This window comes from Calditrichota bacterium, from assembly GCA_013112635.1.
Classification (GTDB): Bacteria; Calditrichota; Calditrichia; order Calditrichales; family J004; genus JABFGF01.
The window spans coordinates 215,278-241,142 of record JABFGF010000006.1 but is presented as its reverse complement, the minus strand read 5'-3'; the positions used below and the strand labels follow the sequence as shown (position 1 = coordinate 241,142).

The following is a 25,865-nucleotide window of genomic DNA, read 5'->3' as shown; positions in this document are numbered from 1 at the left end:
GATTATAGTAAATGTTTTCCAAAACACTTAAGTTAAAAAATAATGCAAATATGAAGACTGCCGATTGAATTTGCATATATCATAATACTACCTTACATTGCCATTATCGATTTATACTATTACTTATTATAGTATAAATAATAGTTATTATAATAGCTATTATTCCTTTCAAATCAGAAGACTTATATAGATGAGCCGAGCGCTTACTGAAACTCAATCTGAAACGCTAATAGCATTTGTCCGTTTACATCATGAGCTGTTGCGTTCACCATTGGTCAAAGAGATTGCCACCGAATTAAAAATCGGAGAACCAGCTGCACAACAAAGGGTAGTCAAACTAAGCAAAAAAGATGATATTATCTTTAAACATGGGAGACATTATTCCTGTAATTTTGAAATGCTTATTACAGAAGAAATAAATGCAAAAGCCATTTTAATGGCCTACACCTTTAGAGACAAAAAAAAAGGTACAATACCTCGCGATTATTTTTACCAAAAAATTATCCAAAATAAAATATATGAAAATTCCGAAGAATTCGATCCTGTTTTACAAAATTTTATTGATAGCGGTTATTTAAAAACAATAAAAGGACAAATGAACACCCTACGCCTTACTTCAAAGGTTTTGGATCAACACATATATTTAAAAAAGCTTTCAAAAAACTTTGAAGACGAAATTCATGCGGAAACATTATAGTCCCTGAATACTTGAAATGAAGTTTATTTAGCATTAAAAGAAAACATATCGAATAGTTAGTTTAAGAGATTTGATGAAAATCATACAATTGTGTAACATTATTTTACAAATATGAAAATAATGTTATTCTTTGAATATTATCGATCTATATTTTGTCCACAACTTAAATAATTGGCATGTTTTTTGTTTTAAAAATATAAGATTTAGGTAGATAATTCTAAGAAAAGCCACTACTATTGGAAAATAATAGTTTTTTAAAGAATAAATCAGTCATTTTTGAAAACACTTTAGGTTTTTGTGCGTTTTTACAATAGACCAAAGTTTGGGAGATATTATAATGAATGTAGATAGTGAAATAGGAGAAGTAATTATGGATACAAAGTCCAAGGAGGGACAAAAATTAGATTTAGAATTAGCTTTATCCCAGTTAACCACACACTACGTTCATGAAGTTGATAGGCTTAACAAACAGTTCGTAAAGTCAAGTGGAAAAGAAGTAATTGTAAAAAGTGTTTGTGAATATTACGATAAATTTAAAGCCAACTTTTCTACCCTAGCAGGTAGATGCCATTCTATTTAAACCCTTCCTTATTTTAACTTTTTTTAACCCGTTATTGGACGGGTTATTTTTTTTACTTATATTACGTTATGGATTCAGAATTTTTAAGAATGTCACTAGCGGCATTCCTCGCATTAGAAGCAATTTTATTTACTGTTTTCGGAATAATGTACTCTGTATTTGTAAAAAGTGCAGATTTAATCGAAAACGGTTTTCCTCCTTTGAGCAGGTATGCAAAAGGATTATGCTTTCGAATCATACTATTAATATGTTTTAATCTTTTTTTTGTTTTCATTTCTTTACTCTTAGAACTAGGCGCTCTTCAAATTAACCATATTTATTTCGACTATAAATACGTTCTGGGATTAGGTCTTTTAGTTTCATCTACAGGTATTGCTTATATAGGAATTAAAATTTATAAAGGAATTAGTGGGGGTAATTAAAATGAGTCCTCTTGAATTGTCAGAACTTCGACAGGAAGGTCTTCAAGAATACTGTGACAACAAATTCCACGCTGAACTCATGGACTTTGCATATCTTGAATTTGTAACTCAACTACGCGTTTTAGTAAAAAAGTATATTGCTTGCCTTAATAATGGAACAACTTTTTCTTTTCCAATCATTACAAAAAAAGACTGCCATAAAAATTTTTCTGATATTATTTTATCCTCATCATTATTTTATGAAATTGCCTCCAAAAAAAATATTCTTTATAAACCTAATAAACAATTAAAATTTAGCCGCTTAATGGCTACTTATTTTTTAGAAAAAAATTGGAATGTCATTATAAAAAAAGCTATTTATGCTAAAAATTATTGAAATTAATTGAACAATTGCCTTGGGTTAGAAGCATCTTCTGCACTGCATCTATCAAAAGATCAAATCTGGAAGAATCAGAGAATTGACAATCTGCTAAATCCACAACGCCATTGACAAATTTTAAATATCTACATATTCATTATGAGCTTCACTCGTGGCTGGGTCATATATTACCTCAGAAAATGTTATTTCGGAACGCAACAGCATGAATAGTTTGATAAGAAATGTTTCAAATGAACTCAAAGTAAAGTAAAAATAAAACACTGTATCCAAAGCCCCAATAAGAAAGAAACTACCTTAGGTGATTATATTATTAACCCTTAAACCATAAACAAATGCTTTTTATGAATCTCTTTCCATTAGTTTTGCAAACATCAAGATTCCTAAAAACATGATGACCATCTGCCAGGTTATGATTAATTTTGAATGAAAATGTGCATATTTTTTTTATTCTCCCACTCAAATATTTTACCAAATTTACAACTTTTTAGCAACAACCACCGTTTCTTTCAATTCTTTTATTACACCTTCCCAGTCATTAAGAATTTGCACAAAAATAACATAAATACCCATCCTTACTTTTCTACCCGAGTCGTCTTTTCCATTCCAAACAAGTGATGTATTTTGAGCACTGAAAATATTATCACGCAGGGTACGAATCTTTCGACCCAGTATATCAAAAACTTCAACTTTTATTCGCGCCGTATTTTCAGGAGCATCAACTGTTATAACAACATGATCATCCTTGCCATCGCTGTCTGGGGAAAAAGGATTTGGTGATATTTGCAGTTTGGATTTTAATTCTTTTTCCGGCGCAACATAAATTGAGTTTACCTTTCCCGGTGTAGCATTCTTTTCTGCTACAGATGGCCCCCAGTTTTTCTGCTGTTGTGCGTTAAGTGTGCTGTTAATTCTTTCAAGAGAAGGGTTGCGGTAATCCTCTCCTTCCAGCCAATCCTCAGAGTAAGGCACCTGTTCAAGCCAACCGCCAAGAGGATTAATTAAATAGATCACATCCGAAGCATTATTAAGATTTGGCAATTTTGGCAAAACAGCGATTAGCGAGTCTTCCAAATCGAAGAGCGTATCTAACCCCGCATCTGCCGCAAAAATTTTATACTGACCCGGATATATGAAAATAGAAGAATCTATAGATACAGTATCCTTTTCGTCTGCAATACTCCAGCCCGTCAGCAAAACAGCCTCGTCTCCAGAGTTATAAAGTTCAATCCATTCCGGTTCATTTTGACCTGTTAAAAATTTAATTTCATTAATATGCAATGTTGTGCTGTTATCCAAAATATATAGAGAGGCAAAAGCAAAGTTATTTTGGAGATTGGTATCAAAACTGCTTTCTATTTTTGCAACGAGATTGTAGGTGATGGCGTTTGTAAACTGATGATTAAACTCGATTATTATTTCTTCTGTAGCAGGAATTTGAATTGCAGCTGTATTTTCAAAAACAATTTCTTCTCCGCTTGAATAAGTGGAATCCTTTTCAGAATCAATAAAGACCTGAATTGTCAATGGACCGTCAAACATGTTTAATCCTGTATTTAAGATTGCAAGACTAAAATGAATTGTCTGATCCTTGGTAACATTGAAAGATGGTGACCAACTAAGTGCATTTTTATCCAAACCAAGATCTGTTTTAAAAGGATTGACTGAATTTCGCTGACCGGGAGTGCCGCCTTCAATTAAAGCTTCTTCCCAATTGGATGGATCATTTCCAGAATCAATAATAATTTTCTCATCGGAATGGCCCGATTTATGTCCGGTAGCATAACGATATGAATCTATTTTTGATCCAGATGAATCAATCAAAGAAATCAATTTTGAGCTTGTATTTGTGAGTCCAAAACTATTGCCATCAATTTTAATTATTAATGCTGAATCAGGAATGACATCCTCGTAAGTCGTTGAATTTCCAAAATAGCTGCCATCCAGAATTACAGCGTATTGTTTAGGCTGGAGAAGTATTCCATTACCGGCATCAATCAACTCAATAAATCTTGAAGAATCTGAAAACTGCCAACCCGTTAAATCAACTAGGTCATTTGATAAATTATAGATTTCTATATATTCATCATGCGCTTCACTTGTAGCGGGATCATACATTACTTCGGTCAAAGTTATTTGAGAATACAAAGGGCTAAACAGAAATATCAGGAATAATAATTTGTATACATTAGGTTTCAAATTGAGCTCCGGGAAAATTAAAAATGGAATCCAATCTACAAAACCCTAACATCAAAAGAAACTCCGCAGGCAGGCAAAACTAAACGTAAACTTAAATAGATTAAAATATGTGCTTTAAAATCCCTTATCCATCAGCTCCTGAAATACTTCTAAATGTTTGCAAACGTGATAACCATCTGCCAATCCATGATGTGCATAAATCGCAACAGGCAAGATTTTTTTATTTTCCCTTGTAAACATTTTACCAAAAGTAATCTTTGGGGAACTGTCATCCGTATTAAAATTTCGGGCATGGGTAAGCCCGGTAAAGCTACTCCATGGTAATGAAGAATAATGAACTACATCTTTTCTTTCGGCACCACCAACAAACCTTAATCCAGATGAGGCTTGAACCTTTTTTATTTCTTTCTTTAAATCAGAATCAAATTGCCTAAAATCCAGGTTATGCTCAACAAAAGAAAAGGCAAAAGTCCCGTCGTCCCTTCCAATTGTTGAAGACGCATGGATGGCATCGTAAATGACAACACTATCCTCTTTAATTCTGTAACGAAGTTCTTCAATTTTATTTACGGCCATTAACGAATTATGTAGATAGTAAGAAAAAAATGAAATCTTTTTTTCCCTGGAAAAAGCATGCCCTCTGGTACAATCAATTTCTGCAGTAATACCAAAAAAGGGTTCATCAAATTTTGAGAAAAAATCGAAATGTTCTCTCCGGTTCCAATTGTCTTTGTTCACAAGTTTCATTTACCAACTTTCAAGCTTGATTATTTTTTTAAATTAGCCCCAGGGAAATGGCAATAAAACTGGGACCGTTTATTCCACCATGCATAATTACCCCGGTCCAGGAATTTTGTGTTTTTTGAACAACGTACGATTGAATAAAAATGAGCGGGAGCAATGTAATTAACAGCTGCCAACCAAAAGCAATGTGAAATACCCACCAGCCTAAACCATGCAATAACCAGGCATATTTGCCAAATGATATTTCCTGCCGGGGAAGCATAACACCCCGCCAAAGGATTTCTTCGCCCATAATATTTAAAAACCAATACGGAACCCAAACAGCAAGAATCCAATACCTTCCTGACGACAAAGGTTCAAAAGACATAAATGGAGGCGAATGATCAAAACTGCCAATAACCCATTCTAAACCTTTCATCACCAATCCACTTAAAATCATAACAATCAGTATGCTGCCGAACGTCCACAATAAATCATTCCGTGTCAGCTTTCTAAAGCGTAGCCTCTCGCTCCATGTTTCTTTTGTAAATGCCAAGCCTTCTTTTTTAAGAATGATGGCGGCAAGAATGAGCAATGGAAGAAAAACCCCAATTCCGGAACAAATAAACCAAAAGAGTATTGGCTCCTGGCCGCTAAAATCTGATAAAAAGGGTATTAAATAATTTGTAATTAAAAACAATAAAAGAGCAAAAAAGATATATATCGAATACGAAAACACAAATCCCATTTTTTTCAAAGGTCTATTCATATGTTCCTCTTATTACATATAAAACATGCCTTTTTAACTGACTTTTATTATCAAGGTTTGGATGGTCAAATTCCCCGATTTTTTGCATCCCAATTTTCTGCATAACTCTTTCCGATGCTTTATTAACTGTTGAAGTAAAAGAATAAATTTCTGAAAAGCCCAACTCTTTAAATCCAAACTCCAAACATCTTTCAGCACCTTCGGTGGCAAACCCATTGTTCCATTCTTCCTTTGAAAGTCTCCAGCCAATTTCAGTACACGGTGTAAAAAAGGATTCAAAACTTGGTTTCATAAATCCGATATATCCTATAAATTTATTGCTCTCGAGAATATCAACTGCATGCAAACCAAATCCATTAATATCAAAATGCTGTTTTATCTTTTCGATTAGATTCCCGCTTTCCGCAAATGTTAAAATTTTTGGATAATATTTCATTATCTCAGCGTCAGCAGTCATATCTGCAAAGGGTTTTAAATCACTATCTTTCCAATACCGAAATCCTAAACGTTCTGATTTAAAGATATATTTTTCCATGATCTAAATTTGATGCTTTTCTCTTTTCAATATTTTTAAATAAAAAAGGGATTCAAATTTATGAATCCCTCAACTTAAAACAAACAAGTGCTTTGTATTATTTTTTAACTCTGGATCTGCGCTTTTCTTTTATTCTCACATAAATTAGTTTAAAACGCCCTTTAGGACTATCTCGTTGTTCTACTTCAAAATCTTTAATGGATTTAATCAGTGGAGTCAGTTTTTGAAAACCATAATTTCTGGAATCAAAATTGGGTTTCTTCTTCTGCATCAAACTTCCAACATCACCCAGAAAAGCCCAGCCATCATCATCGGCCACATCGGAAATTGTCGCCGAGATTAACCGTATAACTTTTGGAGTAATTTTATCAACATTTTCTTTTACCGCCGTTTTGCTCTCAGCAAGTTCTGACTCTCCTTCTTCCGACTGATTTTTAAGGATTTCTATATAAATAAATTTGTCGCAGGCAACTATAAACGGGTTGGGTGTTTTCTTTTCCCCAATTCCAAAAACCTGCATTCCTGCTTCACGGAGCCGGGTGGCCAATCTCGTAAAATCACTATCGCTGGAAACCAGGCAAAAACCGTTGACTTTTACTGAATATAAAATATCCATTGCATCAATAATCATGGCAGAATCGGTCGCATTTTTTCCGGTAGTGTAACCATATTGCTGGATAGGTGTGATGGCATTTTCAAGGAGGATACTTTTCCATTTGGATAGATGTGGTTTTGTCCAGTCACCATAAATTCTTTTTATTGTGGGATTTCCATACTTGGCAATTTCTTCCATCATTTCTTTGATGTGTGCAGATGGGATATTATCACCGTCAATTAAAACAGCTAATTTTAAGTCCATAATTTCTCGTTTTTGTTTTTTTCCAATTTGGTGATAGGATACTTACTAATCAATTACGATTTAATTAATTCATCAAAAGTAAGGCTAAATATGGCGGGGAATGATTTTAAAGGAGCAATATATTCAAATGAAAGCTTTTTCCCTCTGAGGGTATAATTATTCATTCTCCAATAACTCAAAAATAGCTGCGTTCCGTTCTAAAATAAGGCTCTTAACATATGTACCGGCCTCAGTTAAATCAGCTTCACTCCAGTTCCCGGTCGGGCTTGAGCCTGGCTTGACGATGGAAGTTGTTTCTTCTTTGTCATTAACAGACCAGGTACACCAGCTAAGATTGTTTTGATCAGCAAAATATAACCAACGCTGGGTTTCTTCATAATCAATATTTCCTAAAGCATTCGCTTGGGATACACCCCACTCAGTAACAAATATCGGTAAGTTTTTATCCAGCATTTTTTGGGCTTTATTCCTTAATTCCTGGCGATGTGTGCCGGTGTAATAATGCAACGAATACGCCACATTCACATCATCAATCGGATCGAGCGCGGCAACGTCAACATCCTGCGACCAATTGGGCGTTCCTACAATTATTAAGTTGTCAGGATCTTCGGATCTGATTTCTGCAATAACCGCTTCTGAGTAAGGTTTCAGGACCTGGCTCCAGGAAATGTTTAAAGGCTCATTATATATTTCATAAATTACATTGGGATAACCGCCATATTTTTGTGCCATTTGTTTGAAAAATGCTTTGGCAACTTCCGGTTGTTGTTCAGCATGGTGGTTATGCCAATCTATAATCACATAAATACCCAAATCAATACAAGCCTCAACCACCGTTTCAATTTTCGCCAATTCTTCCTGTGGATTTTCCAGGTACCCACCTTCTTCTACAGCAAGTGCGGCCCGGATTATTGTACATTTCCAATCGTTGTACAACCATTGGATACAATCTTTGTTATAAAACTTTGGTGCCCATTGGCTCCAAAACATACTCATACCGTGCAAAGCGATTGGGTCACCATTTTTATCAACAATCTGGTTCCCCTGAGTTTGCAGTTTTCCCAAAAGCTCCACAACCGTTTTCGGATTGTCACTTTCCGGTGAATTGCTGCTATCGTTAGAACAAAAAGTTATTGATAAACTTATGAGTATAAAAGAGAGAGCTTTGATTAAAAATTTAAATTGAGTCATTTTAACTTTATTTTATTGAGATTAATGATTTTCGTCAGTCTTACTTTAGCAGGAGCATTTTCCTGTTTTTTTCAATTGATCCTGATTTTAACCTATAGAAATACACTCCGCTAGCAAGATCTGCAGTATTCAGTTTTACAGAGTGATCTCCAGCAGGCAACGCCTTTAATATCGTTTTTATAGTTCTACCCTGAGTATCATAAATGGTAATAAGAATATTACTTTTTGAACCAAGTGAAAAACGGATTGTGGTTTGGGCGTTAAAAGGATTAGGATAGTTTTGAAAAAGCTCAAATGACTGTAATTCACGTCGGTCATCTAAATCCAAACTTGTCGGGTCATACTCGAGTTGATCATCCATCCAAACCAAACGCCCTGCAATAAAATCCTTTAGATAATTTACCTCTTCCTGCCAGGTTGTTGGACCACCACTTGTTGGGGAATCATAGCCAAAACTCCCTGATTCGGGAAAACCAGGATTAGGCCAAATATACTTTCCAAGGATATTATAATATTCAAAGTTCCTTTTTTGCGATTCATCTAATAATTCTACCCATTCATCAATCATTGAAATAATATTAGATTCTGCAAATTGCCCTTTTCTAATCTCGGCCCATCGTGTTTTGCATGAATCATAAAAGGCAGGATCCTGTAAAAGCTGAATCCACCAATTTTTATCCCAGCTACTGATAATAGGATAGTACCAACCGATTGGTGCCCAGCCATCATTATAATCTGCATTACCAAGAGATAAGTTATAATCCCAAACGGGTGAGGCAATAATTTTACCATTTCTGTCTTTATGAAAATATGTACTTAAACGCAGACCATCGATATTTTTTGTAAACTCTACTATCAAAAAATTATCTACAAACGATTGAACATTTATATATTCTGTATAGTCACCATTTCCGTATAATACATTTTCAAAACTGTTTAAATAGTTAAGCAGCCAGGTAGTTTGCTCAGGTACAATATTATCATTTTTAGGCTCAGTAATTATTAATTCCAAGCCTCGTGTTAACGATATAATATTGTCACCTTCATTTACTTTATCTTTTTTGAATATATAGCCACCGGTTACTTCGGGCTCATTTATATCTTGTGGCAACATTTTTGTAACGTTTACCCTGTCATCATCCCGTTTTATTTTTTCAGTAAAAACATAAACCCCACGGTATGTATCATTTAAAACTACCTCGCAAAACTGCACCCGAGGTGCGTAGTGGCCAAGCCCTGCTGCTAAAGAATAGGTTAAGGCATTTCTCATTAGCGATTTATCAGAATAAGGTCCGTGAAGTACCCAATCATTTTCTTTGGGCATTCCCAGCAAAGACACATTTAGGTTTTCGCCAAGCGAATCCCTCGTTTCGAGTCCATAAGATTTTTTTTCAAATCCCAGTGAACTTTGTCCTCTAACTTCTATTCCAATATGACCATCGTACTCATTATAAAAATCTGTCACATAATTTCGGTTTCCGGATCCATTATTTACAATCCCCATTTGAGCATCAATCTTGGGTTCATAAGGAATGCTTTCACCACCTGTGTTAATTATAATGATTGGCAAATTGGAAGAATCAAAATTAAAGGGTGGCTTAAACCAGGATGGTACATTTCTGTAAGTGAAGGAATCGTCTTTGATCCCAACTGAAAAAAAAGGGATTGCGGACATGTCAGACGAAGTTATGCTCTCATTGTGAATTTGAATAGCAAGTATGTTGTTTCCGGTCTTTAATAACTCGCTGGTTTTTTGACCTGAAAGATAGGAATAATCCGGCTCTCCTCCATAGTACATCTGTGCTTCATGAAGGCCATTGGAAGTTTGATTGTAAGCAGGTACATCGCCTGTTTCACCAATGTTAGATCTGGCTATTTCCATACCATTGAGATATGCAACAAAAGCATCATCATAATCAATATTGAAAATGGAGTTTGATATTTTATCAGCATCTTCAATAACAAATTTGATGCGCATATACAGAGAAATTGTCGGGTCTATTTCGGTTTCATCATCATCATCACCATATCCAATACCAGCTGCACCTTTTGCCCAGGATGAGTCATTAAAACTTAAAGAATTCCAATCTGACGCCGGTTCTGATATTCCAACAAAAAAACTCCACTCATCGCCAGCATAAATAACAGTTTCCCAATGATCAACCTCTTGTGAAAAGCCACTTCGAAACAGCAAGACGGTCAAAAATACAGCTCGAACATAACTTAACGGTTTCATTTTGTTTTTCATGTATAGTTAACTAACAATTGCAGGTTCACTTCCCTGTTGTAAATAATCCTTTGTTGTGAAATTTAATTTTGTCCCGCAGCATCTTTCCCGAAATGGAGATATCCTTTTCTGTCCAATTACCCTTTGGCGAAGCGCCATTTATAAGTGCAGCAGATGTTTCTATTTTATCTCCAATTGCCCAGTTGCACCAGCTGATATTATTTTTATCCATAAAATCAAACCAGGCTGCAACCTCAACCGAATCTATTATTCCACTTCCGGTGTATTCGCAAATCCCAAATTCTGAGACAAATAAAGCTTTTCCATTTTCAAGGGCTATTTTCGCCTTATTTCTTAAATTTTGCTTATGGCTGCTTGCATAAAAATGCAACGAATAAACAATATTACTGAATGGCAAAGGATCCATTGCAGCAATATCAACATCTTGCGACCAGGTAGTTGTACCGACGATAATCAGGTTATCAGGATCGATTTCACGAATCGCTTTAATTAATTCTTCGGAGTAAGGTTTAACCTCATCAGCCCATGATATTTGCATAGGCTCATTATAAATTTCATAAATAATGTTTGGCTTATCACCATACTTCTCTGCAATTTTTTGGAAGAACTCAATGGCTTCATCTTTGTTTTCGTGTGCATGGTGATCATGCCAGTCAACAATGACATAGATACCCAAATCGATTGCCGCATCAACTACAGTTACTACTTTATTAAATTCTCTTTCCTTGTGAACAAGGTATCCATCTAAAGAGTCAGCCTCTTCGATACCCATTGCTGCCCTAACAACGGTACAATTCCAATCATCACGTAGCCATTTAATACAATCATAATTATAATATTTCCCCTTTATCTGGCTCCAGAAAAGACTCATGCCATGCAGCGAAACTGTCTTGCCATTTTTATCTACAATAGAATTTCCTTTAACACTCAGGTTCCCAAACTTTTCAACAATTGTTGAATTGTTCTGAAGTTTTCCACTCATGCAGGATAAAAAAATGATTGTCAGAGTTATCAAAAAGAAAGTTTTGGAAATATATTTAAACCAGTTGTGATTTGTTATGTCTTGCATGCCTCCTCCATCTATAACTTTTATCGGTTTCGGTCAGTTTTTAAAGTGATTTTAGCAGTTTCTTTCTATAAAATGAAGAGCAACTATATATATTTTTTCTGTTGATAAATTTACATCATTTTTTAATTTTTACATCATTTTTAGTATGGTAAGCTTAAATATAGTTTTCCAAGTTCATTTAGTTCACCTGGAGATGGATTAAACAAATATGAATATCGGTTTTCAAACCCGCGGCCGATAAACCAGGCATAGCGGAAAACATCATCCCTATTTTCGCAAATAGCCACCATTTCGCGCATTTGCTCAGCTTGTTTGCTAAATGAGTTTATTTGAGCATTCCAGTTAGCCATCTCAGTTACCCATATTTTCTTGCCATACTTTTGCAGCCGATTTAACTGTTCAGACAATCCATAGTCGTACCAGTGAAAGGCCAGATAATCAATCTTAGGATCACGTCCACCATTTGCCGATTTATAAGCATCATAAAAAGCATCCAGCCAAACAACTGGATCCCAGTAATTTGTCATGGTTCCCCAGGTCATTGCCGGACCAACCAGATAAATCGTTCTTTCCTGGGCAGCCAATTCTTCAATTACCTGTTCGTATTGCGGCCAGTTTGCTGCAGCTTGTGCCGGTGTCTGATTGGCCTGGTCTGTTAAATTTGGCTCATTTAGAACAAGCAAGTATTCAATCTCAGGATGTGCCAGAATAAAATTCTTAATTGCAGTAAAGTCCGCAGATTTATTACCACCCCAAAGCATTGGTAAAAATTCCATTTGATAATCTTCATAATAACCATCTGGAGCATCTGTTTCAAAATACCAGTTATACCACCAGGAAACACCACTTTTAAGCGTATCAAGGTCAGCTGCATTAGTCAAATTATATGCAAGGCCACGCTTTGAACTTTTTTCAATTTGATCCAGTGGATTGTCATTTTGGGTGGGAGATGATTTTTCACTACATCCTGTTATTATCAATATTAGTAAGATGAAAAAGAGTACCTTGATTTTTGTAAACATCCTTCTTCTCCAAAAAATTTGTTTTGCTTTTTAATTTAAATTAATTGTGGCTTCTTGTGAAAATCGAAATTTAATGTCCAAAAATTATGCCAGAATTAATAATCGGCCAGGTGTTGATTTTATAGGGTTTACTATTTTTATACTGTAAAAAAATTATCATTAATATAATGGTTATTATCAAAATAATAGTTGAAATGTGTGATGGTTTTTTGGCATCCATTCTATTAACAAAAAAAGGGGCTCAAATATTTGAACCCCTTTCTGAAAACCAAGAATATTATCTCTATTTTTTGAACTTTTCTTTAATCAATTCTGCAACGGTTGGGCTGCCTACTTCCTGAAGCTCATAACGCACACGCTGGGTCGGTTTGTTTATTTTCAACACCCTGCTTAAATCGATTGGTGTTCCAATAACAACCAGTTCCGCATCTGAAGCATTGATAGTCTCTTCAAGATCTTTAACCATATCACCGCCATAACCCATTGCCGGTAAAATTTTTCCGGTTTTTGGATATTTAGCATATGTATCAGCAATTGATTTAACCGCAAATGGACGTGGATCAATAATCTCTTTTGCACCAAAACGCTGGGCTGCAATCCATCCTGCACCATAAGCCATTTCGCCATGAGTAAGAGTTGGACCATCTTCAACAACCAACACTTTTTTTCCACGGATAGAATCAGGATCATCAACAAAAATAGGAGATGCAGCTTCAACAACCATTGCATCCGGATTAATTTTTACAAGATTTTCACGCACAGCCAGTACATCACTGTAATTTGCTGTATCAGCTTTGTTTATGATTATTGCATCGGCTAAGCGAACATTTACTGCACCGGGATAATAACTTGCTTCATGGCCGGGACGATGTGGATCAGCTAAAACAATACTTAAATCTGCCTGGTAAAAAGAGGTGTCATTATTGCCACCATCCCACAAAATGAAATCTGCTTCTTTTTCAGCTTCACGAAGTATCGCTTCATAATCAACACCTGCAAAAATAACTGCGCCATTATCGATATGCGGCTCATATTCTTCACGTTCTTCAATCGTGCATTCATGTTTATCCAAGTCGCTGTAATCTGCAAAGCGCTGAACAGCTTGTTTTGCTAAATCACCATAAGGCATTGGGTGGCGGATTGAAGCAACTTTATAACCCATTTCCGTTAACAGTTTTACGACATAGCGGGTTGTTTGGCTTTTACCAACACCTGTCCGTACTGCACAAATGGAAATCAACGGTTTTGTAGATTTTACTGCGGTATTATCCTGTCCCATTAGTTTAAAATCGGCGCCGGCTGCCAAAACGGTTGAAGCTTTTTCCATAATTGTCTGGTGTGAAACATCGCTATAAGCAAAAACGACCTGCTCAATATTTTCATCTTTTATAATTCTAATTAAATCCTCTTCCGGGAGAATTGGAATTCCAGCCGGATATAATTCGCCGGAAAGTTCTTTTGGGTATTTTCTGCCGTCAATATTTGGGATTTGAGTTGCTGTAAAAGCAATAACTTTATAATCTGCATTGTTCCTATAGAAAACATTGAAATTGTGAAAATCTCTGCCTGCTGCTCCCATTATCAGGGTTCTGATGGGTTCCATGTAAAACTCCTTTTTAGATTACTGTTTGGTTTTAAGCCGACATTGTCAAAGCTTTTTAGATTATAAATATACGAAAAAATTTTGGCTATAAAAGCTTTATCTTGCCAAAGTTCTATTTAATTAGTTGGTATAAAAAAAGAAGTGGCATTAGAGAGATTTTTTCTTTGGGGGTAAAAACATAGGCGCCCAGTTACCTGAGTGCTAAATTGACTACTTTTAAATCAAAAAAATTGGACACAAAATTATTATTCAATTTCGATTTCAATTCCACCGAACCATTTTGCAAATAAGTTATAGAGAAGAGCTTGAATAAGCCCAATAACAAATCCAACAGTAGCAAAGATAAGCGGCATACCAATTAATGCGCCAAATGCAAGCACCGTACCATAACTAAGTCCTGACGTAGATGCAGCAGCCGGGGACACAAACCCCATCGTTACAAGCGAGTCAATAACAAGTCCTCCAAAAGAATATAAAACCCCTGCAAGTAAGCCGAAAAAGCCGGAAAAAAAGGTATGGAATTTCGCCATTGAAAGAATATTGATTTTTTTTAGAACCGTCACAGAAAACTCCTTGTTGCTATAATTATTTCAAAGTATCTAAAAAATAACCGGTAAAAACCAAAACATTAAATCCTACAAAATTTGTCCAGAATCGTTTCTTTTGAGAATGATCTTTACCCAGTTTAAAATTATATAGAGATTTAGTTAAAAATCCTGCAGAGATTAGAATATAACCTGTTTTTAATAGCTTTGATTCGTTTGCAGCAATATTTCCAATACCGGCACCCCCCATAAAAAGATCAAATCCTCCGGCGATTGCAGGGCCATAATCATTATCTCTGCTTGCAAGATAGCTCATCCCTGTAAAAACAGTTTCCATCGCGGTTATATAGCCAAGCTCTACCCAAATAGACGTTTCGGGATTATTTTTATTTTGGTTATTAAATTTAAGTGGTGCAAAGGAAAGCTGAAAAGGTTTCTGATTATCGAAATAGTTATGACTAACTGTCTTATTCGAATATTCAAAATGTGGATAATCAAATGTTTGAGCTGATAATGGGCATGTCACAACGAGAAGCAAAAATAAAAGTAAAAGTTTATTCATTTAATTCTCCCTTATTTTGTTTTTAGGGAAAATAGCTAATCGGCACATTGTTATGTCAAAAATTTGTCAAAGAATGTCTGAATAATGTAAATATTTTAAAATGAAAAAGATTTATAGGTTAAACAACATTTTAAAATAAAAGGTGGGTGACTTTAATTTAGCCCGCATATCCAGATCATCGAACATTGTGGACATGGTTTCCTGGATGGTTTTATTTTTAACAGCTCTGTTTGCAATAAAATTAAAAAGCCATGGACGGTTTATCAATCTTTGCATTGTGTAACTAAGTTTTAATTCATCCCAAAGTTTATCGTAAACAAGCTCATCATACTTCTTAATTGTTTCAGCAGAAAAATCATTTTCTTTGAGTGCCTCTTCGGCAACGTTAGCAGCAAATCGCCCGCTAATCATTGCATTCCCAATACCTTCGCCTGTAAAAGGATCTATCAATGAGGCAGCATCACCAACAAGCATATAACGCTCACCGGACAAGTTTCTTTTTATCGAACCAAGTGGTAAGCCCCAACCTTTTATATCGTTAAGCATTGTTGCATCTTTAAACCGCTCTTTGAGATTGACATTGTTTTCCAATGCATTCAACATCATCTTTTTAAGATTCATTTTCTGGCTTTTAACTTTCTCCGATAAAATACCGATGCCCACATTTGCCTGATTATTTGGCAATGGAAAAACCCACAAATATCCCGGGAGAACTTCTTTTATAAAATGCAGCTCAATAAAGTTTTGAGGATGCATATCTGTTACATTTTCATAATAAACACGCAGACCGGCAGCATAATATCGTGGATCCATCTTATGCCCGGCCAGTTTTTTTGCCACTATCGACCGGTCACCTTCTGCACCAATTACAATGTTTGTAAACAGACTCTTTTTCTGCCCATCCTTCAAATATTGAATTTCAACTTTATCATTATGAGTTACGATATTTTTGACTTCACAACCCATCAATTTTGTTGCGTATTTTTCATCGATTTGCTTAAAAAGGAAATTATCAAAATTAACACGTTTGGAAATAAAGCCGGGCGGATATTTTTGAACTGTTGGATCTTTATCAAAAGGGATATTCAGTGCTTCTCCGTTGGGGGCAACAAACTGCACACCCCAACAGTTGAGGAAGTTATTATCATCTGAATCCAACTGATACACAAGCTCGGGGTCTATCCGATTCAGGATAGCACCCACTTTACCGCTCAAAGCATCGCCGCAGATTTTATCTCTGGGAAAAGTTGCCTTGTCGATTATTACATGATCAATGCCTGCTTTAGCTAAAAAGATGGACGCAGTAGCACCACCTGGACCGGCACCAAGAACTGCAACAGGTATGTCAATATTTTGCATAAATCAAAATCCATAAAATTTCAATACTCAGAAAACATTAATTTAGGTCGATTGGATTTTTCAGACAAATAAAAGATTGATACATTCAAAGTAATTCAATAATCATTCTAAACCCTTAATTATTATTGACATGTAACATTCTTCCCTTTATTATATATTTCGCGTCACTTCTCTACTGTTATAAATTGTTAAATCCTAAATATTTAAATTTATATTTCTATTCCACTTTTTTGGAGATTGTATAATGAAATATCCCGAAGTAAAAAATTATATTAATGGTCAATTTAAAAATTCTACATCCTCAAAAATGGATGTTATTTGCCCCACAGATGGGAGCAAAATTTCTACTGTCCCTTTAAGTGGGAAAGAAGATTTGGACTTGGCTGTAAAAGCTGCCCAAGGCGCTTTTCCCGAATGGTCGGCTATGACCATAAAAGATCGTGTACAGGTCTTTTATAAATACCGAATGCTTCTGGAAAAAAACCGTGAAGAGCTTTCAACTTTGGTAATGGAAGAAAATGGTAAAACCATGGGAGAATCGGTTGCCGAAGTTGATAAAAGTATTGAGCTTACAGAATTTGCCTGCTCCCTGCCACAAATGGTTCAGGGTGAAATAATGGAAGTTAGCAATGGCGTTGAATGCCGGGTAGAAAGAAAACCTGTAGGCGTTGTTGCGTGTATTTCTCCATTTAACTTCCCCAATATGGTGCCACACTGGACTATCCCAAATGCTATTGCGCTTGGTAATTGTATCATTTTAAAACCATCGGAAATAGTGCCTATTAGTGCCATGAAAATGGCAGAACTTTTAAAAGAAGCAGGATTGCCGCATGGCGTTTTTAATGTTGTTAACGGCGGACGTGAAATTGTTGAAGAAATCTGCGATCATCCCGGAATAGAGGCGGTCTCTTTTGTTGGTTCAACAAAAATAGCCAAAGTGGTTTATAAACGTTCATGCTCAAACCTTAAGCGCTGTGTTGCCCTTGGAGGCGCTAAAAATCATTTGATTGTATTGCCTGATGCAAATGTTGAAATGACAGCATCCAATGTAGCCGCATCCATGTCAGGTTGTGCCGGACAACGCTGTATGGCCTCCTCTGCAATGGTTGGTGTTGGCAAGGTTGATCACATCATAGAAAAATTATGTGATGAGGCGCGGAAAATAATTCCCGGTGAAAACCTTGGATCTGTAATTACTCAAGCAGCCAAAGAACGTATTGAGCGCTACATCACGGAAGCAGAGCAGGCAGGAGCAAAAATACTAGTAGATGGACGCAATGCCGTTGTTAAAAATAAAGAAGGTGGTTTCTATGTTGGTCCAACAGTAATTGATTTTGTAAAACCCGAAATGGCCATAGCCAAAGAAGAAGTTTTTGGCCCGGTTCTTTCAATAATTAGGGCCAACGATTTAGACGAAGCAATGACAATTGAAAATAGCTCCAACTATGGAAATGCTGCAGGAGTTTTCACTCAAAGCGGTGGATTAGCTCGTCAGGTTATGGAACGCGCCAGTGCGGGAATGATTGGTGTGAATATTGGCGTTCCCGTCCCAAGGGAACCTTTTTCTTTTGGCGGTTGGAATGAATCCAAATTTGGAGTTAGTGATATTACCGGAAAAAGTTCGATTGAGTTTTGGACACAGCTAAAAAAGACATCAACAAAATGGAATCCGGAAGCCCAGATAAACTGGATGAGCTAAAAAAAGTTGCAGGATGCATGTTTCAGGATTCCTATAGATTTTTAATATCTTCATATTTAATTCTGCTTTTCCTTGCAACTTGCAACACGAAACGTGTAACAGTTTTAAAAGGATAATATGGACCAAGCCATAAAAGAAGTTCACCAAAAGCATTCTACATCGCCTTTATACAACGAACACCTGGCGCCAACACCGCAAACTGAACGAACATGGAATTTGTGGAACCTGACATCCATCTGGATTGGAATGGCCGTTTGCATCCCAACCTATATTCTTGCCTCATACATGATTAAATCCGGAATGTCATGGCAGGCCTCCTTAATAATTATCGGGTTGGCCAATTTAATAATCACCATCCCAATGGTACTAAATGGACACGCCGGTGTAAAATTTGGTATCCCCTTCCCTGTTCTCGGACGGGCTTCATTTGGAACAAAAGGAATTCACATCGCGGCAGTTATTCGAGCAATAGTTGCTTGCGGGTGGTTTGGTGTTCAAACCTGGATTGGCGGATTGGCATTTTATGCTATATGGAATGTACTATCAGGTAGTGAAGCTTCTTTGGGATTGGATCTTGGAAAGTTTATTGGATTTGGTTTGTTCTGGTTAGTCAATATGCACTTTGTCTGGCATGGTACTGAAAGCATTCGCTGGTTGGAAAGCTGGGCCGCTCCCATATTAATATTGATTGGGATTCTGCTTATTATCTGGGGCAGCAACACAGCCGGTAGTTTTAATACCGTTTTAGAACAAGGCCAACAATTAGAACAGCCTACAGCCACAGTTTCGTCAGATGGTGGAACGCACATTGTGAATTTAAGCCCGCTTAAAAATGCAGATGGCAGTTATAAATCTGATGAGTTTCAAATCAGTACACTTGGTTCAAATGGACAAATGGAATCATTATCAATGGGCTGGCAAGAAATTTCAGAAGAAAACAGCGAAGTGTTTCTTTCTCATTTTAATAGCTCTGAAAATCCCAATATTCAAATTCAGTTTCGCAAATTAACTGAAAACGGAATAGTAGAATCATCGATTATTGATGTCCCTTTAGCCCCGGCAGAAAACGGTTCTGACAAATTATGGGGCTATATTTTATGGCTTACAGCAATGGTAGGATTTTGGGCTACAATGTCTTTGAGTATTGCCGATATTACACGATATGCTCATACCCAAAAAGAACAGGTTATCGGTCAGTTTTTAGGCTTACCCGGAACTATGATCCTATATTCGTTTGTTGGAATTTTTGTCACTTTTGCAGCGATTACCAATTTTGAAGATATTCTAATTGCCCAGGATGCACCATGGGATCCTGTTTCTTTGTTGGCACGATTTGAAAATCCCATCGTTGTAATTATTTCTCAGGTTTTTATGATTATTGCCACTTTAAGCACGAATATTGCGGCCAATGTTATAGCGCCGGCTAATGCTTTTGCCAATCTTCTTCCAAAGAAATTAGATTTTCGTAAAGGCGGATTAATAACCGGAATTATCGGGATTATTATCATGCCATGGTGGTTATTAGATGAGATAAGCAGTATTCTGATTTTTGTAAGTGGTTTGCTCGGGCCGGTTCTGGGTATCCTTTTATGCGATTATTTTATAATCCGCAAAAAAGAATTAAATCTGGCTGAGTTATATAATCCTAAGGGCGAATACTCTTACTCAAGCGGTTTTAATATTGCAGCCGTACTTGCCTTCTTAACTGGCATTTTGCTGGCTTTGATTGGTTATTGGGTTCCAGCTTTGAACTTTTTATACAGCTTATCCTGGTTTACCGGTTTTCTGATTTCCTTTGTGGTTTATTATGTTTTGTATAAAGTAATTTATAAAATCCCGGATGTTAATTAATCCAATTGTCATGTCATGCTGAGGCACGAAGCATCCCCTCCGGGAAAGGGATTCTTCGCTTAAATGCGTGCCGCTCAGAATGACATCGATATTGTATAGATCAAGAGTATGATAAGCAGAAAGGACTAAAAAATGTCAATCTTAATAAAAAACGGACGGGTTTTTACAGCAGCGGATGATTTTGTAGCTGATATTTTTATTGAAGGAGAAACCATTTCGGCAATAGGGAAAAATTTAAATGTAAATGCAGACCAGGTAATAGATGCACAAGGGAAATATGTTTTTCCCGGTGGCATTGATCCGCATGTACATCTCGATTTGCCATTTATGGGCACCTTTTCCAGCGATAATTATGAGACCGGAACCAAGGCCGCTTTACACGGTGGTACAACATCTATTATAGATTTTGCCATTCAGGTTCAGGGCCAATCAATGTATTCTGCAGTAGACGAATGGAATAAAAAGTCTGAAGGAAATGCTTATGGCGATTATTCTTACCACCTGGCTGTAACTGATTTTAATCCTGAAACTAAAAAGGAAGTAAGCAAACTAATTGCTGATGGAATAACATCCTTTAAAACATTTATGGCCTATAAAGGGGCTTTAATGGTTGATGATGGCCAAATGGTAGGCCTAATGCACGAAGTTAAAAAACAAGGCGGTATGGTGACAGTCCATGCTACAAATGGTGACATGATTGACCACCTTATTGCCAAGCACCAATCTGAAGGGAAGCTTTCACCGCTTTATCATTATTTATCTCAGCCGGAAGTAACAGAGGCCGAAGCGTCCGGGCGATTTATTGATATGGCTGAATATACAGATGTTCCAGCCTATATCGTGCATCTTACTTGCGAAGGCGCGCTCAACCAGGTGCGAAATTCCACTCGACGCAATCAAAAAGTTTTTGTTGAAACATGCGTTCAGTATTTGCTGCTCGATGCTTCCCTTTACGAAAAAGATGGTTTTGAAGGCTCAAAATGGGTAATGAGTCCACCGCTCCGTCAGCCAAAAGACCAGGCCACTTTGTGGGCCGGGATAAACCAGGGTTTGGTGAATGTTGTTGGTACTGACCACTGCCCTTTCTTTATGGAACAAAAGGAAATGGGCAAAGATGATTTTGCAAAAATCCCTAATGGCCATCCTGCCATTGAGCACCGTTTGGAATTACTTTTTTCCGAGGGTGTTAAAAAAGGCAAAATCAGCATGAACAAATTTGTTGAAGTGACATCGACCAATGCAGCTAAAATCTTTGGGATGGATAAAAAAGGATCAATAGCCATTGGTAAAGATGCAGATATAGTTATTCTTGACCCAAATGAAAAACACACGATTTCAGCAAAAACGCATCATCATAATTGTGATTATTCAGGGTATGAAGGCTGGGAAGTAACTGGCAAAACTAAAACGGTTTTGATGCGTGGAAAAGTTGCAATCGACAATGGCCAGGTTCTTATCAACAAGGGTTATGGCCGTTTTATAAAACGGAGCCAGGCTTCTAAGGTGGTTTGATATTCAATTATTATTAATAACACAGAGGCGCAAAGAACGCCGAGAAAAACTTAAACTAAATATCAAAAGTGTTTTTTGAAGTGCTAAACTTTGAAATAATATACCTAAGTATATTTCTCAGAAAACTCTGCGTCTCTGCGGTGAGTTTGTTCTTTTAATATTAAATGCGGAGGAAGAAAATGCCACGATTGATCAAATCAGGCTTGATACAAATGAGTATTCCAAAATCGGAAGGCGACGGAAGCATAGAAGAAATAATGACGGCTATGGAAGAAAAGCATGTTCCTTATATTGAAGAGGCCGGTAAAAATGGCGTCCAAATTCTCTGCCTTCAGGAAATTTTTAATACACCATATTTTTGCCCCGGACAAGATGCAGCATGGTATGACTCTGCAGAGCCGGTTCCAGGCCGAATTACTGAAGAGCTGTCTGTTTATGCCAAAAAATATAACATGGTTATGGTTATCCCTGTTTTTGAAAAAGAACAAGCTGGATTTTTATACAACACTGCAGCCGTAATTGATGCCGACGGGAAATATCTTGGCAAATACCGCAAAAATCACATCCCTCATACATCCGGATTTTGGGAGAAGTTTTTCTTTAAACCTGGCAATATGGGTTATCCGGTGTTCCAGACAAAATATGCCAAAGTGGGTGTTTATATTTGCTATGACCGCCACTTCCCTGATGGTGCACGTATCCTTGGATTAAATGGTGCAGAGATTGTTTATAATCCATCAGCCACAGTTGCAGGGCTCTCACAATATTTATGGAAATTAGAACAACCTGCCCATGCGGTTGCCAATGGATATTTTATGGGCTGTATCAATCGTGTCGGTACTGAGAAACCCTGGAATCTGGGTAAATTTTATGGTACTTCTTATTTTGTTGATCCAAAAGGGCAGATTTTAGCGGAAGCTTCTGAAGACAATGATGAATTGCTTATTTCCGAATTTGATTTGGATATGATAGAAGAGGTTCGTTCTACCTGGCAATTTTTCAGAGACCGCCGTCCGGAGACCTACCAAAAATTGGTAGAATTATAGAATAAATCCGGAACTTTTGAAATCACAAATCGCAAACTACAAATAACAAATAAATGACAAAAACAATTTCTAAATTTCAAACTGGTGTTTTCTAAGTTTAGGTCATTGGGTTTTATTCTTTGTTGATTTGTTTGATTTTTATGATTTGTTTTTTGTGATTTTATTAGAGATTGTAACACCGCAATAAAAAATGGAGAATGTATGCCGGAATTTAAACGGCCAAAAACAGAAAAAGAATACCAGGAAAATTTTAAACAGATTAAACCGCTAATGAACAATACAGAGGCCCATGTAGAAAGTGGCCGTTGTTTGTTCTGCTACGATGCGCCATGCATCAAGGCTTGCCCAACCGGGATAGATATTCCTTTATTTATTCGGCAAATACATTCGGGAAATATTAAAGGTTCAGCAAGGACAATTTACAGCGCAAACTATTTCGGCAAAGCTTGCGGCCAGGTATGTCCCACTGAAGTTTTGTGCGAAGGCTCCTGCGTGTTTACAGAGCAAAACATTAAACCAATCGAGATAGGAAGGCTTCAGGCTTTTGCAACCGACAATGCAATCAAAGAAAATAGCAAATTGTTTATCCCGCAAAAAGATACTAACAAGAAAGTCGCCATAATCGGCGCCGGTCCGGCAGGGATTTCTGCAGCGTGTGAGTTACGATTGGCCGGTTTTGGTGTGGATATTTTTGAGGCTAACGATAAACCATCCGGATTAACGCTTTATGGCGTTGCCCCGTATAAAATTGATAATGAAACTGTTTTATCAGAAATGGATTATCTGCAAAAAACTTTTGGATATAATGTGCAATATAATTCACATATTAATCCTCAAGCACTTAAAAATCTTGAAAAAGACTATGATGCGATTCTTTTGGCCATTGGCCTTGGAACCACGGGTGAATTAAATATTTCTGGTGAGGATTTAGAGAATTATTTTGGCGCCATCAATTTCATAAAAGACATTCGTATAAAAAAACAGAAAACTTTGGTTGGTCAAAATGTACTTGTACTTGGTGGAGGAAATACTGCAATGGATGCAGCCTCGGAGGCGGCGCGTATGGGTGCTGAAACCGTGGCGCTTTGTTACAGACGATCTAAAGGAGAAATGCCTGCCTATGATTTTGAGTATGACCTGGCGAAAAGCGTTAGCGTCTTTGGAATTTTTAATATTGCGCCAATGGAAATTTTGGGAGATAAAAAAGTAGAAGGTGTAAAATTTATCCGCACCAATGTAGTTAACGGCAAAGTGGAACCAATCAAAGATAGCGAGCATATTCTGCCTTGTGATATGGTGATCCGGGCGACCGGGCAATCCAAGTTTGTGGATTTTTTGGATTCAATCGAAAATATCAATCTGGATAAAAGCGGAAAGATTGTTGTGAATGAACAAACCTGCCAGACAGATAATCCAAAATATTTTGCTGCAGGTGATGCGCTTAATGGTGGCAAAGAAGTTGTAAACGCTGCCGCTGAAGGTAAACTTGCTGCAAAGGGAATTATTGAATTTTTAGAAGCCCGTTAAAATTAAAACACAGAGGCACAGAGTACACTGAGTTTTTTTAACATGTTGTTTTCTCTTGTCCTCAGCGTCTCCCTGTTAAATAAAACACTTGAGGAGAAAAATAAATGCCGGATTTAAAAACAAATTTTGCCGGAATCACATCACCCAACCCATTTTGGCTGGCTTCTGCCCCGCCTACAAACTCAGGCTATCAGGTAATGAAAGCCTTTGATGCCGGTTGGGGTGGCGCTGTATGGAAAACACTGGGCGTTCCAATTGTAAATGTCTCCAGCCGCTATGGCGGTGTAAATTATAAAGACAAACGTCTCGTCGGCTTAAATAACATCGAGCTGATTACCGACCGGCCATTAAAAGATAATCTTGATGATATTGAAGAGGTCAAAAAGCATTTTCCGGATCATGCTGTCGTTGCTTCTCTGATGGTGCAAAGCAAGGCAGAATGGCATCAGATTGTAAAAGATGTTGAGAATGCCGGCTGTGACGGGATTGAACTCAATTTTGGCTGTCCGCATGGAATGTGCGAACGCGGCATGGGCTCAGCTGTAAGTCAAAATCCTGATGTTTTAACAACCCTAACAAAATGGGTGATGGAAGTTGCCAATGTTCCGGTTATTGTAAAATTGAGCCCAAATATTACGGATATTCGCGTTCCGGCGCGAGCAGCAAAAGCTGGTAATGCAGATGCCATTTCCTTGATCAATACAGTGCAAAGCCTTGTGGGTGTGGATATCGACAACTTTGTCCCTTACCCGGTTGTGGATGGTAAAAGTACAAATGGCGGTTATTGCGGTCCGGCTGTAAAACCAATCGGCCTAAATATGGTTAAAGAATGTGCACAGGATGAACTAACTAATCTGCCTATTTCAGGAATTGGAGGCATAGAAAACTGGCGGGATGCTGTTGAATATATTCTTCTTGGCTCAGCAAATGTTCAGGTTTGCACAGCTGTTATGCATTATGGATTTGGAATTATCCGTGAAATGATCAGCGGCCTTGAGCAGTATATGATCGATAAAAGTTTTAATACAGTGGATGAAATGGTTGGCCTTGCCCTGCCAAATGTAAAATCCTGGGAAAACCTAAATCTAAGCTATAAAGTGATTGCTGATATTAATGACTCAAAATGTATAGGCTGTGATCTATGTTATGTGGCTTGTGATCATGGCGCGCATCAGGCGATTGGTTTAAATAAGGACACAAGGATTCCATACATAATTGATGAGAATTGTGTGGGTTGCAATCTCTGCTCTTTGGTTTGCCCGGTTGAAGAATGTATCACCATGAAACAGGTTGATTCCGGCAAAGAGGAAGTTACCTGGAAAGAACGAACCGACAAAGATGATATCCCAAAGACTTTTAATGATAAACTTGCCGGTGGTATAGGGCATTTTGTACCAAAACCCGGTGATGCTTTTAAGAAATAGAAAATATGTGATGACTGAGCTTGTCGAAGTCTGAAACCACTACAGAA

At 37.0% G+C, this 25,865-nt stretch carries 23 protein-coding genes; 9 read left to right on the top strand and 14 right to left on the bottom strand.

Annotated elements, in window-relative coordinates; genetic code table 11:
• The first annotated feature begins 271 nt into the window (after positions 1–271).
• Both HND50_16320 and HND50_16315 read left to right on the top strand, forming a co-directional pair.
• Entirely contained in the window at positions 272–697 is a 426-nt protein-coding gene (locus HND50_16320) for a hypothetical protein (protein NOG46809.1), read from the top strand.
• A gap of 337 nt (positions 698–1,034) precedes the next feature.
• A complete protein-coding gene (locus HND50_16315) occupies positions 1,035–1,277 on the top strand; it encodes a hypothetical protein (GenBank protein NOG46808.1) in 243 nt (80 codons plus the stop codon).
• 61 nt (positions 1,278–1,338) lie between these two features.
• Here the strand turns inward: HND50_16315 and HND50_16310 are convergent, their stop codons facing one another.
• On the bottom strand, positions 1,339–1,551 hold the full coding sequence (locus tag HND50_16310) for a hypothetical protein (protein ID NOG46807.1): 213 nt from the start codon (positions 1,549–1,551) through the stop codon (positions 1,339–1,341).
• Positions 1,552–1,700: 149 nt separating this feature from the next.
• On the opposite strand from HND50_16310, the gene HND50_16305 reads away from it, so the two are divergent.
• On the top strand, positions 1,701–2,075 hold the full coding sequence (locus tag HND50_16305) for a hypothetical protein (protein ID NOG46806.1): 375 nt from the start codon (positions 1,701–1,703) through the stop codon (positions 2,073–2,075).
• Positions 2,076–2,552: 477 nt separating this feature from the next.
• Here HND50_16305 and HND50_16300 read toward each other — a convergent pair whose 3' ends face one another.
• The 13 genes from HND50_16300 to HND50_16240 all read right to left on the bottom strand — a co-directional run bounded on the left by HND50_16300 (position 2,553) and on the right by HND50_16240 (position 16,759).
• A complete protein-coding gene (locus HND50_16300; GenBank protein NOG46805.1) occupies positions 2,553–4,274 on the bottom strand; it encodes a hypothetical protein in 1,722 nt (573 codons plus the stop codon).
• 114 nt (positions 4,275–4,388) lie between these two features.
• The gene (locus HND50_16295; GenBank protein NOG46804.1) at positions 4,389–5,021 is read right to left on the bottom strand and encodes a chloramphenicol acetyltransferase; all 633 of its coding nucleotides are present in this window, start codon (positions 5,019–5,021) and stop codon (positions 4,389–4,391) included.
• A 28-nt stretch (positions 5,022–5,049) separates the two neighbouring features.
• Positions 5,050–5,745 carry a CPBP family intramembrane metalloprotease gene (locus tag HND50_16290; protein ID NOG46803.1) on the bottom strand — a complete coding sequence of 232 codons (696 nt, stop codon included), beginning with the start codon at positions 5,743–5,745 and terminating at the stop codon, positions 5,050–5,052.
• Between the two features lie 13 nt (positions 5,746–5,758).
• Positions 5,759–6,301 carry a GNAT family N-acetyltransferase gene (locus tag HND50_16285; GenBank protein NOG46802.1) on the bottom strand — a complete coding sequence of 181 codons (543 nt, stop codon included), beginning with the start codon at positions 6,299–6,301 and terminating at the stop codon, positions 5,759–5,761.
• 97 nt (positions 6,302–6,398) lie between these two features.
• Positions 6,399–7,160, bottom strand: a complete 762-nt coding sequence (locus HND50_16280) for an NYN domain-containing protein (GenBank protein NOG46801.1) — start codon at positions 7,158–7,160, stop codon at positions 6,399–6,401.
• A gap of 156 nt (positions 7,161–7,316) precedes the next feature.
• Positions 7,317–8,351: a glycoside hydrolase family 5 protein gene (locus HND50_16275; protein NOG46800.1), complete on the bottom strand. Its 1,035-nt coding sequence runs from the start codon at positions 8,349–8,351 to the stop codon at positions 7,317–7,319.
• Positions 8,352–8,391: 40 nt separating this feature from the next.
• Positions 8,392–10,587 (bottom strand): T9SS type A sorting domain-containing protein, encoded by a 2,196-nt coding sequence (locus tag HND50_16270; GenBank protein ID NOG46799.1) that lies wholly within the window; start codon positions 10,585–10,587, stop codon positions 8,392–8,394.
• Between the two features lie 37 nt (positions 10,588–10,624).
• Positions 10,625–11,581, bottom strand: a complete 957-nt coding sequence (locus HND50_16265; protein NOG46798.1) for a glycoside hydrolase family 5 protein — start codon at positions 11,579–11,581, stop codon at positions 10,625–10,627.
• A gap of 227 nt (positions 11,582–11,808) precedes the next feature.
• Positions 11,809–12,690: a hypothetical protein gene (locus HND50_16260; GenBank protein ID NOG46797.1), complete on the bottom strand. Its 882-nt coding sequence runs from the start codon at positions 12,688–12,690 to the stop codon at positions 11,809–11,811.
• A gap of 283 nt (positions 12,691–12,973) precedes the next feature.
• Positions 12,974–14,293: a GTPase gene (locus tag HND50_16255; protein NOG46796.1), complete on the bottom strand. Its 1,320-nt coding sequence runs from the start codon at positions 14,291–14,293 to the stop codon at positions 12,974–12,976.
• Between the two features lie 245 nt (positions 14,294–14,538).
• Entirely contained in the window at positions 14,539–14,856 is a 318-nt protein-coding gene (locus HND50_16250) for a hypothetical protein (GenBank protein ID NOG46795.1), read from the bottom strand.
• Between the two features lie 22 nt (positions 14,857–14,878).
• On the bottom strand, positions 14,879–15,400 hold the full coding sequence (locus HND50_16245; GenBank protein ID NOG46794.1) for a hypothetical protein: 522 nt from the start codon (positions 15,398–15,400) through the stop codon (positions 14,879–14,881).
• Between the two features lie 111 nt (positions 15,401–15,511).
• Positions 15,512–16,759: a geranylgeranyl reductase family protein gene (locus tag HND50_16240; GenBank protein ID NOG46793.1), complete on the bottom strand. Its 1,248-nt coding sequence runs from the start codon at positions 16,757–16,759 to the stop codon at positions 15,512–15,514.
• Between the two features lie 244 nt (positions 16,760–17,003).
• Here HND50_16240 and HND50_16235 point away from each other — a divergent pair, with 244 nt between their 5' ends.
• The 6 genes from HND50_16235 (at position 17,004) to preA (ending at position 25,818) form a co-directional block, all read left to right on the top strand.
• The gene (locus tag HND50_16235) at positions 17,004–18,458 is read left to right on the top strand and encodes a CoA-acylating methylmalonate-semialdehyde dehydrogenase (protein NOG46792.1); all 1,455 of its coding nucleotides are present in this window, start codon (positions 17,004–17,006) and stop codon (positions 18,456–18,458) included.
• 117 nt (positions 18,459–18,575) lie between these two features.
• Positions 18,576–20,309 carry an NCS1 family nucleobase:cation symporter-1 gene (locus HND50_16230; protein NOG46791.1) on the top strand — a complete coding sequence of 578 codons (1,734 nt, stop codon included), beginning with the start codon at positions 18,576–18,578 and terminating at the stop codon, positions 20,307–20,309.
• Positions 20,310–20,441: 132 nt separating this feature from the next.
• Positions 20,442–21,821 carry a dihydropyrimidinase gene (gene hydA / locus HND50_16225; protein NOG46790.1) on the top strand — a complete coding sequence of 460 codons (1,380 nt, stop codon included), beginning with the start codon at positions 20,442–20,444 and terminating at the stop codon, positions 21,819–21,821.
• Between the two features lie 212 nt (positions 21,822–22,033).
• The gene (locus HND50_16220; GenBank protein NOG46789.1) at positions 22,034–22,867 is read left to right on the top strand and encodes an acyltransferase; all 834 of its coding nucleotides are present in this window, start codon (positions 22,034–22,036) and stop codon (positions 22,865–22,867) included.
• A 201-nt stretch (positions 22,868–23,068) separates the two neighbouring features.
• The gene (locus tag HND50_16215) at positions 23,069–24,394 is read left to right on the top strand and encodes an FAD-dependent oxidoreductase (protein NOG46788.1); all 1,326 of its coding nucleotides are present in this window, start codon (positions 23,069–23,071) and stop codon (positions 24,392–24,394) included.
• Between the two features lie 104 nt (positions 24,395–24,498).
• The gene (gene preA / locus HND50_16210) at positions 24,499–25,818 is read left to right on the top strand and encodes an NAD-dependent dihydropyrimidine dehydrogenase subunit PreA (protein ID NOG46787.1); all 1,320 of its coding nucleotides are present in this window, start codon (positions 24,499–24,501) and stop codon (positions 25,816–25,818) included.
• The last annotated feature ends 47 nt before the right edge of the window (positions 25,819–25,865 follow it).

What these genes read in the sequence shown, in the direction of transcription:
- HND50_16275 (NOG46800.1), bottom strand. Translation starts at nt 8,351, where the DNA reads ATGACTCAATTTAAATTTTTAATCAAAGCTCTCTCTTTTATACTCATA.
- HND50_16305 (NOG46806.1), top strand. Translation starts at nt 1,701, where the DNA reads ATGAGTCCTCTTGAATTGTCAGAACTTCGACAGGAAGGTCTTCAAGAA.
- HND50_16295 (NOG46804.1), bottom strand. Translation starts at nt 5,021, where the DNA reads ATGAAACTTGTGAACAAAGACAATTGGAACCGGAGAGAACATTTCGAT.
- HND50_16265 (NOG46798.1), bottom strand. Translation starts at nt 11,581, where the DNA reads ATGAGTGGAAAACTTCAGAACAATTCAACAATTGTTGAAAAGTTTGGG.
- HND50_16220 (NOG46789.1), top strand. Translation starts at nt 22,034, where the DNA reads ATGAGTATTCCAAAATCGGAAGGCGACGGAAGCATAGAAGAAATAATG.
- preA (NOG46787.1), top strand. Translation starts at nt 24,499, where the DNA reads ATGCCGGATTTAAAAACAAATTTTGCCGGAATCACATCACCCAACCCA.
- HND50_16280 (NOG46801.1), bottom strand. Translation starts at nt 7,160, where the DNA reads ATGGACTTAAAATTAGCTGTTTTAATTGACGGTGATAATATCCCATCT.
- HND50_16255 (NOG46796.1), bottom strand. Translation starts at nt 14,293, where the DNA reads ATGGAACCCATCAGAACCCTGATAATGGGAGCAGCAGGCAGAGATTTT.
- HND50_16235 (NOG46792.1), top strand. Translation starts at nt 17,004, where the DNA reads ATGAAATATCCCGAAGTAAAAAATTATATTAATGGTCAATTTAAAAAT.
- HND50_16240 (NOG46793.1), bottom strand. Translation starts at nt 16,759, where the DNA reads ATGCAAAATATTGACATACCTGTTGCAGTTCTTGGTGCCGGTCCAGGT.
- HND50_16215 (NOG46788.1), top strand. Translation starts at nt 23,069, where the DNA reads ATGCCGGAATTTAAACGGCCAAAAACAGAAAAAGAATACCAGGAAAAT.
- HND50_16310 (NOG46807.1), bottom strand. Translation starts at nt 1,551, where the DNA reads ATGAAAACAAAAAAAAGATTAAAACATATTAATAGTATGATTCGAAAG.
- HND50_16270 (NOG46799.1), bottom strand. Translation starts at nt 10,587, where the DNA reads ATGAAACCGTTAAGTTATGTTCGAGCTGTATTTTTGACCGTCTTGCTG.
- HND50_16245 (NOG46794.1), bottom strand. Translation starts at nt 15,400, where the DNA reads ATGAATAAACTTTTACTTTTATTTTTGCTTCTCGTTGTGACATGCCCA.
- hydA (NOG46790.1), top strand. Translation starts at nt 20,442, where the DNA reads ATGTCAATCTTAATAAAAAACGGACGGGTTTTTACAGCAGCGGATGAT.
- HND50_16260 (NOG46797.1), bottom strand. Translation starts at nt 12,690, where the DNA reads ATGTTTACAAAAATCAAGGTACTCTTTTTCATCTTACTAATATTGATA.
- HND50_16285 (NOG46802.1), bottom strand. Translation starts at nt 6,301, where the DNA reads ATGGAAAAATATATCTTTAAATCAGAACGTTTAGGATTTCGGTATTGG.
- HND50_16315 (NOG46808.1), top strand. Translation starts at nt 1,035, where the DNA reads ATGAATGTAGATAGTGAAATAGGAGAAGTAATTATGGATACAAAGTCC.
- HND50_16230 (NOG46791.1), top strand. Translation starts at nt 18,576, where the DNA reads ATGGACCAAGCCATAAAAGAAGTTCACCAAAAGCATTCTACATCGCCT.
- HND50_16290 (NOG46803.1), bottom strand. Translation starts at nt 5,745, where the DNA reads ATGGGATTTGTGTTTTCGTATTCGATATATATCTTTTTTGCTCTTTTA.